Origin of the sequence: Amycolatopsis sp. cg13 (genome assembly GCF_041346965.1) — a bacterium.
Classification (GTDB): Bacteria; Actinomycetota; Actinomycetes; order Mycobacteriales; family Pseudonocardiaceae; genus Amycolatopsis.
Map to the genome: position 1 here is coordinate 9,645,432 of NZ_CP166848.1, position 13,867 is coordinate 9,659,298.

At 69.3% G+C, this 13,867-nt stretch carries 15 protein-coding genes; 8 read left to right on the plus strand and 7 right to left on the minus strand.

Annotated features, from left to right (window positions below):
- Positions 1-13: 13 nt before the first annotated feature.
- From AB5I40_RS45100 to AB5I40_RS45115, 4 genes are read right to left on the minus strand one after another with little or no spacing between them, the layout of a single operon-like run.
- On the minus strand, positions 14-1,147 hold the full coding sequence (locus AB5I40_RS45100) for a lactonase family protein (RefSeq protein ID WP_370936304.1): 1,134 nt from the start codon (positions 1,145-1,147) through the stop codon (positions 14-16).
- Positions 1,148-1,178: 31 nt separating this feature from the next.
- Positions 1,179-2,570 (minus strand): GntP family permease, encoded by a 1,392-nt coding sequence (locus tag AB5I40_RS45105; protein WP_370936305.1) that lies wholly within the window; start codon positions 2,568-2,570, stop codon positions 1,179-1,181.
- A complete protein-coding gene (locus AB5I40_RS45110) occupies positions 2,567-4,162 on the minus strand; it encodes an amidohydrolase family protein (protein WP_370936306.1) in 1,596 nt (531 codons plus the stop codon). Before AB5I40_RS45110 ends, AB5I40_RS45105 begins: the two co-directional genes overlap by 4 nt.
- Entirely contained in the window at positions 4,162-5,460 is a 1,299-nt protein-coding gene (locus tag AB5I40_RS45115; RefSeq protein WP_370936307.1) for an amino acid deaminase, read from the minus strand. The genes AB5I40_RS45110 and AB5I40_RS45115 overlap by 1 nt, the downstream gene beginning before the upstream one ends.
- 150 nt (positions 5,461-5,610) lie before the next feature.
- Between AB5I40_RS45115 and AB5I40_RS45120 the strand changes: the two genes are divergently transcribed.
- Genes AB5I40_RS45120 through AB5I40_RS45130 form a run of 3 tightly spaced genes read left to right on the plus strand, consistent with a single transcriptional unit; the run spans position 5,611 to position 7,690 of the window.
- Positions 5,611-6,552, plus strand: a complete 942-nt coding sequence (locus AB5I40_RS45120; RefSeq protein ID WP_370940734.1) for a sugar kinase — start codon at positions 5,611-5,613, stop codon at positions 6,550-6,552.
- Positions 6,549-7,307 (plus strand): IclR family transcriptional regulator, encoded by a 759-nt coding sequence (locus tag AB5I40_RS45125; protein WP_370936308.1) that lies wholly within the window; start codon positions 6,549-6,551, stop codon positions 7,305-7,307. The genes AB5I40_RS45120 and AB5I40_RS45125 overlap by 4 nt, the downstream gene beginning before the upstream one ends.
- Positions 7,307-7,690 (plus strand): RidA family protein, encoded by a 384-nt coding sequence (locus AB5I40_RS45130; protein WP_370940735.1) that lies wholly within the window; start codon positions 7,307-7,309, stop codon positions 7,688-7,690. Before AB5I40_RS45125 ends, AB5I40_RS45130 begins: the two co-directional genes overlap by 1 nt.
- A gap of 50 nt (positions 7,691-7,740) precedes the next feature.
- On the opposite strand, the gene AB5I40_RS45135 is transcribed toward AB5I40_RS45130, so the two are convergent.
- The 3 genes from AB5I40_RS45135 to AB5I40_RS45145 form a co-directional block, all read right to left on the minus strand.
- A complete protein-coding gene (locus tag AB5I40_RS45135) occupies positions 7,741-8,739 on the minus strand; it encodes a 1-aminocyclopropane-1-carboxylate deaminase (RefSeq protein WP_370936309.1) in 999 nt (332 codons plus the stop codon).
- Positions 8,736-9,383 carry a GntR family transcriptional regulator gene (locus AB5I40_RS45140; RefSeq protein ID WP_370936310.1) on the minus strand — a complete coding sequence of 216 codons (648 nt, stop codon included), beginning with the start codon at positions 9,381-9,383 and terminating at the stop codon, positions 8,736-8,738. The genes AB5I40_RS45135 and AB5I40_RS45140 overlap by 4 nt, the downstream gene beginning before the upstream one ends.
- A 344-nt stretch (positions 9,384-9,727) precedes the next feature.
- Positions 9,728-10,087, minus strand: a complete 360-nt coding sequence (locus tag AB5I40_RS45145; RefSeq protein WP_037370356.1) for a DUF1844 domain-containing protein — start codon at positions 10,085-10,087, stop codon at positions 9,728-9,730.
- A 282-nt stretch (positions 10,088-10,369) separates the two neighbouring features.
- Between AB5I40_RS45145 and infC the strand changes: the two genes are divergently transcribed.
- From infC to AB5I40_RS45170, 5 genes are all read left to right on the plus strand, one after another.
- A complete protein-coding gene (gene infC, locus AB5I40_RS45150; RefSeq protein ID WP_370940736.1) occupies positions 10,370-10,933 on the plus strand; it encodes a translation initiation factor IF-3 in 564 nt (187 codons plus the stop codon).
- A gap of 77 nt (positions 10,934-11,010) precedes the next feature.
- Complete coding sequence (gene rpmI / locus AB5I40_RS45155; RefSeq protein ID WP_037818166.1) at positions 11,011-11,205, plus strand: 50S ribosomal protein L35; 195 nt, start codon at positions 11,011-11,013, stop codon at positions 11,203-11,205.
- A gap of 64 nt (positions 11,206-11,269) precedes the next feature.
- Positions 11,270-11,647 carry a 50S ribosomal protein L20 gene (gene rplT, locus AB5I40_RS45160; protein WP_009079612.1) on the plus strand — a complete coding sequence of 126 codons (378 nt, stop codon included), beginning with the start codon at positions 11,270-11,272 and terminating at the stop codon, positions 11,645-11,647.
- A gap of 8 nt (positions 11,648-11,655) precedes the next feature.
- Complete coding sequence (locus AB5I40_RS45165; protein WP_370940737.1) at positions 11,656-12,444, plus strand: TrmH family RNA methyltransferase; 789 nt, start codon at positions 11,656-11,658, stop codon at positions 12,442-12,444.
- A gap of 2 nt (positions 12,445-12,446) precedes the next feature.
- On the plus strand, positions 12,447-13,067 hold the full coding sequence (locus AB5I40_RS45170) for a nucleoside monophosphate kinase (protein WP_370936311.1): 621 nt from the start codon (positions 12,447-12,449) through the stop codon (positions 13,065-13,067).
- Positions 13,068-13,867 lie beyond the last annotated feature (800 nt).

A 13,867-nucleotide genomic window follows, 5' to 3' on the forward strand; every position in this document is an offset into this window, starting at 1 on the left:
GCCCCGGTTTTTCTCAGACGAAGAAGACAGAGTTGACGTTCGGCACCGCGAGCGAGCCCGCGGACTTGCCGGGCAGGCCGGTGGCCGGGTCGCGCGGCAGCCAGGTGACCGTGCCGGAGCGCTGGTTCGAGACGTAGAACCACTTCTCGTCCGGGTCCAGCGCGAGGTGCCGCGGCCAGTTGCCGCCGGAGGCCGCCGAGGAGACCAGGGTGAGCCCGGCCCCGCCGTCGGCGACGGTGAAGGTGGCGACGGTGTTGGGGCCGCGGACGGTGGCGTAGACGAACTTCCCGTCCCGCGACACGGTGATCTCGCCGGGGAACAGTTCGCCGGTGCTGCCCGGCGGAACGGCCGGCACCGCGGCGATCGGCTTGAACGTGCCGGTGGCGGACTCCCAGCTGGCGACGGTGATCTCCGGCCGCAGTTCCTGGGCGACGTAAGCGAATTTTCCGTTCGGGTGGAACGCGAGGTGTCGCGGCCCGGCACCGGCGGGGAGGGTGATCTGCTTGTGCAGCTTCAGCTTTCCCTTGCCGGTGTCGAACGAGTAGACGTACACCGAGTCGGTGCCGAGGTCGACTGCCAGCACCCATTTGCCGGACGGGTCGGTGACCACCTGGTGCGCGTGCGGTTCTTTGCCCTGGTGCTGCTGCAGGTCGGTGGCCGCGCCGAGCTTGCCGTCGGACTTGATCGGCAGCACGACGACGCTGCCGGAGTCGTAGTTGGCGACCAGCACGTACTTCTGGCTCGGGTGCACCGAAAGGTGCGTGGGCGAACCGCCCTTGGAGGATGTCGACCCGAGCAGCTTCGGCCGGGTCGGGTCGGAGATGTCCAATGCGGACACCGTGCCGGTCTCCGCGCCCTCGTTTTCGTTGGTGACGTACAGGATCCGGCCGTCGCGAGTACGGTCGAACCAGGAGACGTCGGTCAGCTTCGGAACGGTACGCACCGGCGTGAGCGCTGGGCTCCCGGCCGCTCGCTGGGTGACGTCGAGCCCGTGGCCCGCCGGTGCGCTGTTGGTGTAGCTGCCGACGTACACCGTCGCGGCCGCGCGCGGCCGGGGTGCTGCCGTGGCGAGCTGTGCGCCCACCACGGCGGCGGCCCCGGCCGCGCCGACCGCTCCGACGAACGTGCGACGGGAAATCTCGGTCATCGAATACCCCCGGAACATGTGCCGATGTGGTTCAGACCAATGCCATCACCAATGCTGCCACACCGAAACCGCTCAAGGAAAGGACTGTTTCCAAAGCCGTCCAGGTTTTCAGGGTTTGCGTCACGGTCAGCCCGAAGTAACGGGACACGATCCAGAATCCGCCGTCGTTCACGTGCGAGGCGATGATCGACCCGGCCGAGATCGCGACCACCACGAGCGCCAATTGTGCTTGCGAATAATGCAGATCCATCACCGTCGGCGCGACAATGCCGCTCGTGGTCACGATCGCCACCGTCGCCGAACCCTGGGCGATGCGCATGCCGCAGCTGATGATGTACGCCGCCAGCAGCACCGGAAGCCCGGCGTCGCCTAGAGAACCGGCTACCGCCTTGCCGATTCCGGTGGCGGACAACACCGCTCCGAAGAACGAACCCGCGCCGACCACCAGAAGAATCATGGCGACCGGACGCAGCGCGTTGGCGGAGAGCTGGGCCAGATCCGCGCCGCTCATCCCGCGCCGGCGGCCGAGCAGCCACGACGCGAGCAGGGTCGCGATGGTCAACGCGATGGCCGGAGTGCCGAGGAACGCCGCGATACCCGCGCCGGTGGACCCCTTGGGCAGCAGGATGCTGCCGAACGTGCCCACGAGGATCAGCACCAGCGGAACCGCGATGATCCCGGCGACCAGCTTGAGCGACGGCGCGGGGCCCTCCTGCTCGCCCTCTTCGCCGGCGAGCTTCGCGAAGTCCTCGGCCAGCGGCACGTTCACCCGCTTGCCGATCCACGTCGAGTACAGGATGCCGCCGATGAACCAGGCCGGGATGCCGCAGACCGCGCCCATCAGGATCAGCCAGCCGAGATCGACGTGCAGCAGCCCGGCCGCGGCGACCGGGCCCGGGTGCGGCGGGATGAAGGCGTGCGTGATGGAAAGCCCGGCCAGCAACGGCATCGCGTACAGCACGATCGACCGGCCGCCCTGCTTCGCCGCGGCGTAAACCAGCGGCGCGAGCACGAAAATGCCGATGTCGAAGAACACCGGGATGCCGAAAATGAGCCCGGAAAGACCCATGGCGAGCGGGGCGCGTTTCTCGCCGAACGTCCGCAGCAACGCGGCCGTGAGCACGCGCGCGCCGCCGGATTTCTCCAGGATCGACCCGAGCAGCGTGCCCAATCCGATGATCGCCGCGATGTGCCCGAGAATGCTGCCGAAGCCCTTCTCCAGCAGCGAATCCGAGGTTTTCTGGGCGGTGCCGACCAGGGTGCCGACCGGCACGCCTGCGGCCAGCGCGGTGAGCAGGCCCACCACGATCAAGGCGATGAACGGTTCGACCTTCACCTTGATGATGAGGAAAAGCAGCACCGCGATGGACACCGCGGCCAGCGTGAGCAGACCGGCCGTGCTGGTCTGCAGCCAGTGAATCATCGTCGACTCCCGGGATGGCGAAGGGAATGCCCGGCGAGCGCGCCGGTGGGGGTTCCGTCTTCGAGGGCGGCGACGCCGTTGACGAAGACGTGGGAGAGCCCCGCGGCGGGTTGCCGCGGATTGTCGAACGTCGCGGTGTCGGCGACCGTGTCCGGGTCGAAGAGCACCAGATCGGCTGCGTGGCCGGGACGCACGAGGCCCCGGTCGGACAGCCCCAGCCGCCGTGCCGCGCGCCCGGTGAGGTGCGCGACGCAATCGGCCAGTTCGAGAACGCCCAGTTCGCGGACGTAACGCGCGAGGTACCGCGGGAAAGTGCCCCACGCGCGGGGGTGCGGGCGCGCGCCGACCAGCAGGCCGTCCGAGCCGCCGGTGTGCGTGCGGTGCCGCATGATGGCCTGCACGTTTTCCTCGTGCCCCACGTGCATGAGGCAGGACGTGCCGAGCTTTTCGTCGATCAGCGTGTCGAAATACAGCTCTGCCGGGGATTTCCCGGCGGCGCGCGCGGAAGCAAGGACGCTGTGCCCCACCAGAGCGGCGTTTTCCTCGCGGCGGACACCGTTGATCTCGATGGCGTCCCAGTCGATCGGCACGCCGTGCGCACCGTCCGAACCGGACTCCTCGATCTCGGCCCGGATCCGTTCGCGAGTGTCCGGATCGGACAGTCGAGCGAGTGTCGGTTCCAAGCCGCCTTCAGTAGACCAGCTCGGCAGCAGCGCCGACAGGTAGGTCGCGCCGGGCAGATACGGGTACGTGTCGAGGGTGATGTCGCAGCCGTCGTCGAGCGCGTTGTCCAGCAGCCGCAGCAAATCCGGCGCTTTGCCCTTGTTGACGGAGAAGTTCATGGTCGCGTGCGCGAGGTGCAGCGGACAGCCGGAGCGGCGGGAGACGTCGACCATCTCCGCGAAGGCCTCCAGCGCGCCCGCGCCGTAGCTGCGGTGGTGCGGGCTGTAGTAACCGCCGCGCTCGCCGACGACGCGGCACAGCTCGACCAGTTCCTCGGTGGTCGCGTACATCCCGGGCGTGTAGGTCAGCCCGGACGAGAGCCCGAACGCGCCTTCCGCCAGCCCGGTCGCGACGAGTTCCTGCATCCGCGCCAGCTCGGCGTCCGTGGCGGGCCGGTCGTCCCAGCCGACCACCAGCATCCGCACCGTGCCCTGCGGGACCAGGTACGCGGCGTTCGTCGCGATGCCCTGGTCCAGCCGGTCGAGGTACTCGCCGACCGAACGCCAGTTCCAGTCGAACCCGGCCGGGTCGTCGTTCCACCCGGCCAGCTGCTGGCGCAGGCTCGCGAGCACCTCGTCGTTGACCGGTGCGTACGAGAGCCCGTCCTGGCCCAGCACCTCGGTGGTCACGCCCTGGCTGATTTTCGCCAGGTGATCCGGGTTGGCGAGTACTTGCAGGTCGGAATGCGAGTGCATGTCGATGAAGCCGGGGGAGAGGACCTGCCCGGTCGCGTCGAGTACGCGCGGCGCGGTCAGGTCTCCCGGCGCGGCGACGTCGGCGATGCGGTCGCCGGTGATGCCGACGTCGCGGATTTCCAGCGGGGCCCCGGTTCCGTCGGCGACTCGGGCGCCGCGGATCACGAGATCCATCAGAACCACGTCCGTACGAAATCGATGACCGTCTCGCCGTCGGTGTCGACGACCGGCAGCAGCGACCACTTGTCGAACGTCGTGCACGGATGCGACAGGCCGAGCCGGATCCAGTCGCCGACCTCGACCGGCGACCCTTCCGGCAGTTCGAGGAACGCGTGCTGGTCGTTGAGCTTCGGGACGGTGTGCCCGGTCAGCTCGGTGACCACGCCGTTCTTGCGCAGCAGCTGCGGCTCCGGCATGCCCTCGTCGTACGGCAGGTCGCGCTTGCCCGCGGTGAGCAGCGCCAGCTCCGGAGTCGGCTTCGACGTCACCTGCGCCCACGCGTGCAGCGCAGGACGGAAGCTGTCGACACCGGAGATGCGCGGGTGTTCGCCGAGCGGCGAGATCTCGCGGTAGAAGCCGTCGTCGTGCGTGAGGTACGCGCCGCTGCGCAGGATCGGGACCACGTCGAGACCGTCCGGCCACGGCTCGGTCAGCTCGTCCACGACGCGGTCGAAGTACGCGCTGCCGCCCGCGGTGACGTACACCGGGCCGTCGGCAAGCAAACCCTTCTCCGCGAACGTAACCGTCGCGTCGCGCAGACTGTCCACATAGGAGCTGATCTTCGCCAACGCCGCTTCGTCGGTGTGGTGCGAAAGCGCACCTTCGTAACCACCGGTGCCCCGCAGTCGCAGCACCGGGCTCTTCGCCGCCGCCTCGGCAACGGCAAGCGCGGTCGCCGCGTCGCGGACCCCGGTGCGGCCGCCTTCGCCGCCCAGCTCCACCAGCACATCGACCGGCCGCTCGGCACCGGCGAGCGCCTCGGTCATCAGCTCCACGCTGCGCACCGAGTCGACCCAGCAGACGAACTCGAAGTCCGGATCCGCCGCCAGCTCGCCAGCCAGCCAGCGCAGCGCGGACGGGTCCACGAGCTGGTTCGCCAGGAGGATTCGCGGAACGCCGAACGCGCGGTAGATCCGCACGTGTCCGGCGTTCGCGGCGGTGATGCCCCACGAGCCGTGCTCCAGCTGCCGGGCGAACAGTTCCGGCGCCATCGTCGTCTTGCCGTGCGGCGCGAGCGCGATCCCGCGTTCGGCACACCAGCGGGCCATGGTGGCGAGGTTGTGCTCCATCGCGGTCGCGTCGATGACCACGAACGGACCGAAGAAGCCGTCGTCGAAGAGCTTGGCGCGGCGGGCCGCGGCTTCGTCGAGGGTGAGCCCGGACAGGGCCGGGGGGAGCGCGCGGAAGCGCCAGTCGATCCGTTCGCCGCGCCCGGCTCGGACGGCGGCGGTGAGAGCGGCGTTGCTGTTCATTCAGGACCTCGGTTGCGTATCTTGCAACGGACGTTGCGCAAAATGCGTTGCATAGGTGTAGCATCCGGGTCGCCACAGGTCAACGGGGAAGGGACGTCAGTGACCAGCAGTCCGACTGGGTCGCCCGAAGTGCTCTGCATCGGCGAGTCGATGGCGTTGTTCGTGCCCGCCGAACCCGGCCCGCCGGACGAGGTGCGCACCTGGCTGCGCACCATCGGCGGCGCCGAGTCGAACGTCGCGTGCCACCTGCCCGCGCTCGGCGTGCCGAGCGGATGGGTCAGCGCGGTCGGCGACGACCCGTTCGGCCGCGCGCTCGTCCGCGAGATCGCGTCGGCGGGCGTGGACGTGCGCGGAGTCGTAGTCGACCCGACCCGCCCGACCGGGCTGTACGTGAAGGAAAGCGGCGCGGGCGGCAGTCCGGTCCGCTACTACCGCTCGGGTTCCGCCGCGTCCGGCATGGGCCCGGAGCTGGTGTCCCGGCTGGACTTCTCCGGCGTTCGCGTGCTGCACCTTTCCGGGATCACACCCGCGCTTTCCGACAGCTGCCTCGCGCTCGTCCGCGCGCTGCTCGACCGTCCGCGCGGCGACCTGCTCGTGTCGTTCGACGTCAACCACCGCCCCGCGCTGTGGACCGGACGCGACCAGTCCGTGCTCGCCGAACTGGCGGGCAAGGCCGACCTGGTGCTGACCGGCGACGACGAGGCGGAACGCGTGTGGGGCACCGGCGATCCGGTACAGCTGCGCGCTCTTCTGCCCGGCCCGCGCACGCTCGTGGTCAAGCACGGGGAACGCGGAGCGACGCTCGTCGAGGGCTCGGCCGAACCGCTGTTCTCGCCCGCGCTCCGGGTTGATGTCGTGGAGCCGGTCGGTGCTGGCGACGCCTTCGCCGCCGGATTCCTGGCCGCGACTCTGCGCGGTGCCGATCCGCTGACCAGGCTTCGGCGTGGTCACCTGCAAGCCGCGGCGACACTGTTGACGCAGGACGACGTCGGCGTGCCGCTGGCCGAGGCCGTCGTGCTGCAGCTGGTGCAGGCGGACGCCGACAGCTGGAGTTCCGTCCGGCTCACCGGAGAGGGAGTGGTGGCCACGTGAGCCAAAGTCTCGACCGCGCGCTGACGCTGCTGGGCGGTCTCGCCCGCGGCGGCAAGACGCTCGACGAGCTGGCCGAAGAGATCGGCGTGCACAAGACGACCGTGCTGCGCCTGCTGCGCACGCTCGAATCGCACCACTTCGTGCGACGCGAAGGAGCCCGGCACTACCGGCTCGGCAGCGCGCTCTTCGATCTCGCCAACCAGGCGCTCGAGGACCGCGACGTCCGGCGCAGTTCGCACGACGCGCTCGCCGAGCTGAACCTGCGCACCGGGCACACCGTGCACCTGGCGTCCTATGAGGACGGCGAGGTGGTGTACATCGACAAATTCGAGGGACACCACGCGGTCCGGATGTACTCGCGGGTCGGCAAACGCGCGCCGCTGCACTGCACCGCGGTCGGCAAGGTGCTCGTCGCGGCGATGCCGCGGGCGAAACGCGAGGAGATCGCCCGCGCGATCGACTACGTCGTGCTCACCGCCAACACCATCAGGACGCCCGAGGCGTACTTGGCCGAGCTGGACCAGGTCGCTGAGCGCGGGTACGCGGTGGACAATGCCGAGCACGAGGACTTCATCCACTGCATTTCCGCGCCGGTGCGCGGCGCGGGCGGCGAAGTGCTCGCCGCGGCGTCGATGTCGGTGCCGAAGGTGTTGCTGGACTATGACGGGCTGCTGGCGCTCGTGCCCGAGCTGCTGGCCGCCACGGAAAAAGCTTCCGTCCACAGTGGATGGACGGGGAACGGAAAGGGGCAATGATGGGCAAGACGGCGATCACCAGCGAGAACGCGCCGAAGCCGCCGGCGAACTTCTCGCAGGCCGTCCGCAAGGGGAACATCCTGCAGGTCGCCGGCGCGGTCGCGTTCGACCCTGCCACGAACGAGATCGTCGGCGACGACGTCGTGAGCCAGACCCGGCAGGTGTTCAAGAACCTGACCGCGCTGCTCGTAGAAGCGGGCTCGAGCTTCGCGGACGCGGTGATGGTGCGCGTGTACCTCACCGACACCAGCCACTTCGCCGCGTTCAACGAGGTCTACAACGAGCTGATCGGCGAGGCCCCGCACGCGGCCCGCACCACGGTGTACGTCGGGCTGCCCGCCGGTCTCCTGGTCGAGATCGACGTGCTCGCCGTTCTGGACTGAGTCGTGAGTGGCGATCACGGTTCTAACCGTGATCGCCACTCACGAGGGTATTAGCCGAGCACGCTCGTGTACGCGTTGATCGCAGGCTGCCCGCCAAGATGCGCGTACAACACGTTGGACTCCCTCGGAATTTCCCCGCTGCGCACGAGATCGATCAGCCCGGCCATCGACTTCCCCTCGTACACCGGGTCGGTGATCATGCCCTCGAGCCGCGCGGCAGTCCGGATTGCCGCCAGCGTCTGCTCATCGGGAATCCCGTACACCCCAGCGTGATAACGCTCGTCGAGGATCACGTCTTCGACTGACCCGGCCTCGATCAGCTCCGCCGTGCTCTTCGCGATCCGGCCGATCTGCTCGCGCGTCTCCTCGGGCTTCGCCGACGCGTCGATCCCCAGGATCCGCCGCGGCTTCCCGCTCACCGCCGCTCCGGCCATCATCCCGGCTTGCGTACTCCCGGTGACCGAGCAAACCACGACGGTGTCGAAGAAAACGCCGAGTTCGCGTTCCTGTTCCTCAAGTTCCAGCACCCAGTTCGCGAACCCGAGCCCGCCGAGCCGGTGATCCGACGCCCCGGCAGGGATCGCGTACGGCGTGCCGCCGTTCTCCTCGACCTCCGCCAGCGCCTGTTCCCAGCTCTCCTTGAAGCCGATGCCGAACCCGGCGTCGACGAGCCGGACGTCCGCGCCGAGGATCCGCGACAGCTGGATGTTGCCGACCTTGTCGTGCAGCGGATCGGCCCAGTCGACCCAGCTTTCCTGCACCAGCACGGCTTTCATCCCGGCCCGCGCCGCCGCGGCCGCGACCTGCCGCGTGTGGTTCGACTGGACGCCGCCGATCGAGACGAGCGTGTCCGCGCCCTTGGCGAGCGCGTCGGCGACGAGGTACTCGAGCTTGCGCGTCTTGTTGCCGCCGTAGGCGAGGCCGGAGTTGAGGTCCTCGCGCTTGGCCCAGACGGTCGCGCCGCCGAGGTGTTCGGTGAGCCGCTCCAGCCGGTGCACCGGCGAAGGTCCGATCAGCAACGGGAAACGGGGAAAGTCAGCCAGGCTCACGCGTCCTCCAGGAGGGCTTCGAGGTCGGTCCAAATCGTGGAAGTGAGGTGCGCGGCGGTTTTTTCGTCGCCGCTTTCGAGCGCGGCGATGAGCTCCTCGTGCCGCTCGACCGACCGATGCGCGGGCAGCGAACTGAACCGCGCGTATTCGAGCCGGCGCAGCAACGGCGTGTACCGGTCGAGCGTCGCCGCGACCGCCCGGTTGCCGCACGCCCGCACCGGAATGTCGTGCAGTTCGTCGTCCGCCTCGATCGCCTTGCCGACGTCTCCTTCGGCGACCGCCGCGCGAAACCGGTCGTTGGCTTCACGCATCTCCGCGATCTGCTGTTGGCCGAGCCGGGGGAGCGCTTCGCACACAGCCAGCTCGTGCAACGCCCGGACGAGCCGCACCGCGTCGCGAACGTCGCCAGCGTCGAACTCGGCGACCCTCGTGTAACTCTGCGGCTTCGAGACGACCAGCCGGTCCTCCGCCAGCCGCAACAACGCCTGCCGGACCGGGGCGCGGGAAAGCCCGAGCTGGTCGGCGAGGTCAGCGTCGCGCAGGGGAGTGCCCGGCGGGAGACTGCCGTCGATGATGGCGTGCCGGATGCGCTCGTACGCCTCGTCGCGCAGCAACGGCCGGGAGACCTTGGGGAGTGCACTCACATCTAACATGTTAGATGTCGGAGTCGGCGGGAGGCGATGGCCTGGAACGACGGGGCCAGCCGCTTGGGGTACCCGTGCGGCATGCCTCGGCGCCCGCCCACTGGAGATAGCTAGGACCTCGCCGCGAGCTGATGCTTCAGCACGCGGGCCGCGCAGCCCTGCTTGTAAGCGCATCCATCGGTGCCGCCCGCTGGAAATGTGGAAGACCTCGCTGTGTTGCCGCTTCAGGGTCGTGTCGCGCAGTCCTGCTCCCATGCCGCATGTCTCGGCACCGCCCGCCGGAAATGACGAGGACCCGCCCCGGCGATCGCGGAGCGGGTCCTTCATTCCTGGAACGCCGGGGCTCAGTAAACCGGCCCGGTGTACTTCTCGCCCGGCCCCTGGCCCGGCGGGTCCGGCACGACCGAAGCCTCGCGGAACGCCTTCTGCAGCGACTGCAGCCCGTCGCGAAGGGGCCCGGCGTGCAGGCCGAGGTACTCGGCGGAGGCGGTGACGAGCCCGGCGAGCGCGGTGATGAGGCGGCGTGCCTCGTCGAGGTCGCGGTGCGGCGAGTTCTCCGGGTCGGCGTCGGCGAGGCCGAGGCGTTCGGCTCCCGCGGACAGCAGCATCACCGCGGCGCGGCTGATCACCTCGACGCTCGGGATCTCCTCGAGCCCGCGGTCGTCGGGGGAATACGGGGGCGGTGGCGAAGGTTGTTCAGACACGTCTGGTACCCTTCCACGTGCGACCAGCTCCCGAGCGATCGGGGGCGGCAAGTGGAGCCCCGCTCCCACCCGTCTCACCGCCTGAGGTGTCCGGGTCCGGTCTCGCCGAAGTGGTGCATGCCGTCCTGGCAGCGTACTGCGGAAGCGAAGCGTTCGGTCTTCCGGCCGGGCGCGATCGGAGACAGAGCGGGCCCCGTGCACCGGCAGCAGCCGGAGGCGGGGCCTGAGTCATGTGGGCACCAGGTCGAAACGAGAAAACATCACTCGGACCAAGGAGGCCCCATCAGCTCCGAGACACGCATCAACGACCGCATCCGGGTGCCGGAAGTCCGGCTCGTCGGCCCTAACGGCGAGCAGGTCGGCATCGTCCGGATCGAGGATGCGCTGCGGCTTGCGCAGGAGGCGGACCTCGACCTCGTCGAGGTGGCCCCGCAGGCCCGCCCGCCCGTGGCCAAGCTCATGGACTTCGGCAAGTTCAAGTACGAGAGCGCGCAGAAAGCCCGCGACTCGCGACGCAACCAGCATCTGACCGTCATCAAGGAACAGAAGCTGCGGCCGAAGATCGACCAGCACGACTACGAGACCAAGAAGGGTCACGTGTCGCGGTTCCTGGCGGCGGGCAACAAGGTCAAGGTCACGATCATGTTCCGCGGTCGCGAGCAGTCCCGGCCGGAGCTCGGTTTCCGGCTCCTGCAGAAGCTCGCCGACGACGTCACCGAGCTCGGCTTCGTGGAATCGTCGCCGAAGCAGGACGGACGCAACATGATCATGGTGCTGGCCCCGCACAAGAACGTGAAGCCGAAGGCGGCGAAAGCCGAATCGGCCGAACCGGCTCCCGAGGCGTAGCGCCCCAGCGCCGACCAGCACAGTCAGCGGCACACCGGGTCCTCCGGTGTGCCGCCGCACGGAAGAGGACAACAAGCATGCCGAAGATGAAGACGCACAAGGGCACGTCGAAGCGGATCCGCGTGACCGGTTCGGGCAAGCTGCGTCGCCAGAAGGCCGGCCGTCGCCACCTGATGGAGAAGAAGTCCAACCGCCTCACCCGCCGTCTCGAGGGCACCACCGAGGTCGCCCAGAACGACGTCGGCCGCGTGAAGCGCCTGCTCGGCCGCTGAGGCCCCGCACTCTTTCCCGACCACCCCGGGGTCCTCGACCCCCCGAATTCGACAGGATGGACCAGTGGCACGCGTCAAGCGGGCGGTCAACGCCCAGAAGAAGCGTCGCGCGACTCTCGAACTGGCCAGCGGTTACCGCGGCCAGCGTTCGCGGCTGTACCGCAAGGCCAAGGAGCAGACGCTCCACTCGCTCAACTACGCCTACCGCGACCGCCGTGCGCGCAAGGGTGACTTCCGCCAGCTGTGGATCACCCGCATCAACGCGGCCGCTCGCGCCAACGGCGTCACCTACAACCGGTTCATCCAGGGCCTGAAGGCCGCCGGTGTCGAGGTGGACCGCAAGATCCTCGCGGACCTCGCCGTCAACGACGCCGCCGCCTTCACCGCGCTCGCCGAGCTCGCCAAGGCGAACGTCACGACCGGCGAAGCGAAGTCGGCCTGACCGGCAGCATTTTCCGGCCCGGGGCGGATCCGTTCACCGAACGGACCCCCCGGGTCGTTGCCGCGCGCAAGCTGACCCGGCGCGCGGAACGCGACAAAACCGGCCGTTTCCTGGCCGAAGGGGTCAACGCCGTCACCTCGGCGCTCTCTCATGGCACGGTGCACGAACTCTTCGTCACCGAACGCGCCGCCGCCGCGCATCCTGCTCTGGTGGAGGCCGCCCCCCGCGTGTCGCCGATCACCGACCGCGCGGCCGCGAGCCTGTCGGAAACCGTGACGCCGCAAGGAATCATCGCGGTCTGCTCGCTGGTCGACCGTCCACTCGAGACAGTCCTGACCACGGCCCGGCTGGTAGTGGTCCTGGTAGACGTCGCCGAACCCGGCAACGCAGGCACCGTCATCCGGGTAGCCGACGCCGCCGGTGCCGACGCGGTCGTCCTGGCCGGCGACACCGTCGACCCGCACAACGGCAAAAGCGTCCGCGCCGCCGCCGGTTCGACGTTCCACGTCCCGCTGGCGCGCGCCCGCGACATCCCGTCGGTCCTGACAGCCCTGCGCTCGGCCGGCCTCCGGACCCTGGCCGCGCACGGTTACGCGTCGACCTCGCTGGAGACTGTCCGCTTCGGAGACCCGGTGGCCTGGATCTTCGGCAACGAAGCACACGGCCTGCCCGAGGATGTCTTGTCCGCCGTGGACGAAGCAGTCCGAATCCCGTTGTACGGCAAGGCGGAAAGCCTCAACCTGGCTACTGCCGCCGCGGTCTGCGTCTACACGGCAGCGATGGCCGCGCACCGCTGACCATGGCGGACCTCCGGCACGTCTACTGGATCGGCGGCGCCCCCGGCGCGGGCAAATCGACGATCGCCCGCCGCCTCGCCACCCGCTACGGCTGGCGCCACTACGCGACCGACGACACCATGCGCGCCCACGCCGCCCGCACGACTCCTGCTTCGGCTCCGCTGCTGCACGCCTTCCAGTGCATGGACATGGACGAACGCTGGGTGCGTCGTTCTCCGGACGTCATGCTCGAGACGTTCCACTGGTTCCGCGGGGAGGGCTTCGGCCTGATCGTCGAAGACCTCCTTGACCTGCCACCAGAACCTCGCGTCGTCGTCGACGGCTTCCGCCTGCTGCCGCACCTGGTGAAGCCGTTTTTGGACGTCGTGGACCAGGCCGTGTGGCTGTTGCCGACGCCGGATTTCCGCCACGCGGCGATCTCCCGGCGCGCACCGGGGGAAGGTTTCGTGTGGCGGACCAGTGATCCGGCTCGGGCTGCCCGCAACCTCGCCGAACGGGACCGGATGTTCACGAGCCGCCTCCGGGAGGAGACTTCGCGGCTCGGATTGCGGGCGATCGAGGTCGACACCGCGACTTCGGAAGACGACCTTCTCCATCAGGTGACGACCGCCTTCCGCCTCTGACTCCGCGGCTGCGTTCGCCGGATCTCACCGGCGCTGGCTCCGGCTTGCTCCGGCTTGCTTGGCGCGCGATCGACTCCTTACGCCGCCAGAACTTTGCCCGGGTCCGCTCGTCACACCTCGCTCCGCACAACCTCGCTCCGCACGCCTCGCGGTCCACAACCAGCCGTCAGCCTTCTGCGCTGCCGGTTTGCGCTTGTCGCGGGCTGTGTTGCCTGCGGAATCGTGCCCGTCGTGTTGCTCGCTGGCCGCTGACCTGTGCCTGCCGCATCTTCAGCCAGCCGCCGAGTGCCTGCCGCGACGCCAGTTGCCTGCCGGATTGCGCTTGTCGCATGGCCAGCCAGTTGCCGGGTTGTGCCTGCCGCCTTGCCCGCCGTCTCAGGAGCCGCACCGCTCACGTTGTTTTCCGCCTGCCGGTCAGCCGTGGCACGGCACCCCGCCGCGGCCGCTTGCCATGGCGCGGCGTCAGGCACTCGTCTGTATGGCGGTTTGCCTGGCGTCAGCCACTCGCTGAGCTATCAGATGCCACGCGCGTCGGCAGTCGCTGCCATGCTTGCCATCGGTTCTGCCGCCCTCCCGACGCGTCCTTGCCCGGCTCCTGTCGCGTTGCCGCGTCCGACCGAGTCGCCAGCCCTCTTCGCCCGCCACCACCGTCCGAGCCGCGCTTCCGGGCCGTCCGACTCCGGGCCGTCTGATCCCGGCTGTCCGACTCCGGCTGTCCGACCCCGGTCGTCCGACCCGAGCTCCATTCCCGCGGCCCCCTCCCGAAACGGCCCCCGAGGCTTAGTCTCGCCGAGCACGGC

What these genes read in the sequence shown, in the direction of transcription:
- AB5I40_RS45100 (WP_370936304.1), bottom strand. Translation starts at nt 1,147, where the DNA reads ATGACCGAGATTTCCCGTCGCACGTTCGTCGGAGCGGTCGGCGCGGCC.
- AB5I40_RS45105 (WP_370936305.1), bottom strand. Translation starts at nt 2,570, where the DNA reads ATGATTCACTGGCTGCAGACCAGCACGGCCGGTCTGCTCACGCTGGCC.
- AB5I40_RS45110 (WP_370936306.1), bottom strand. Translation starts at nt 4,162, where the DNA reads ATGGATCTCGTGATCCGCGGCGCCCGAGTCGCCGACGGAACCGGGGCC.
- AB5I40_RS45115 (WP_370936307.1), bottom strand. Translation starts at nt 5,460, where the DNA reads ATGAACAGCAACGCCGCTCTCACCGCCGCCGTCCGAGCCGGGCGCGGC.
- AB5I40_RS45120 (WP_370940734.1), top strand. Translation starts at nt 5,611, where the DNA reads ATGGCGTTGTTCGTGCCCGCCGAACCCGGCCCGCCGGACGAGGTGCGC.
- AB5I40_RS45130 (WP_370940735.1), top strand. Translation starts at nt 7,307, where the DNA reads ATGGGCAAGACGGCGATCACCAGCGAGAACGCGCCGAAGCCGCCGGCG.
- rpmI (WP_037818166.1), top strand. Translation starts at nt 11,011, where the DNA reads ATGCCGAAGATGAAGACGCACAAGGGCACGTCGAAGCGGATCCGCGTG.
- AB5I40_RS45170 (WP_370936311.1), top strand. Translation starts at nt 12,447, where the DNA reads ATGGCGGACCTCCGGCACGTCTACTGGATCGGCGGCGCCCCCGGCGCG.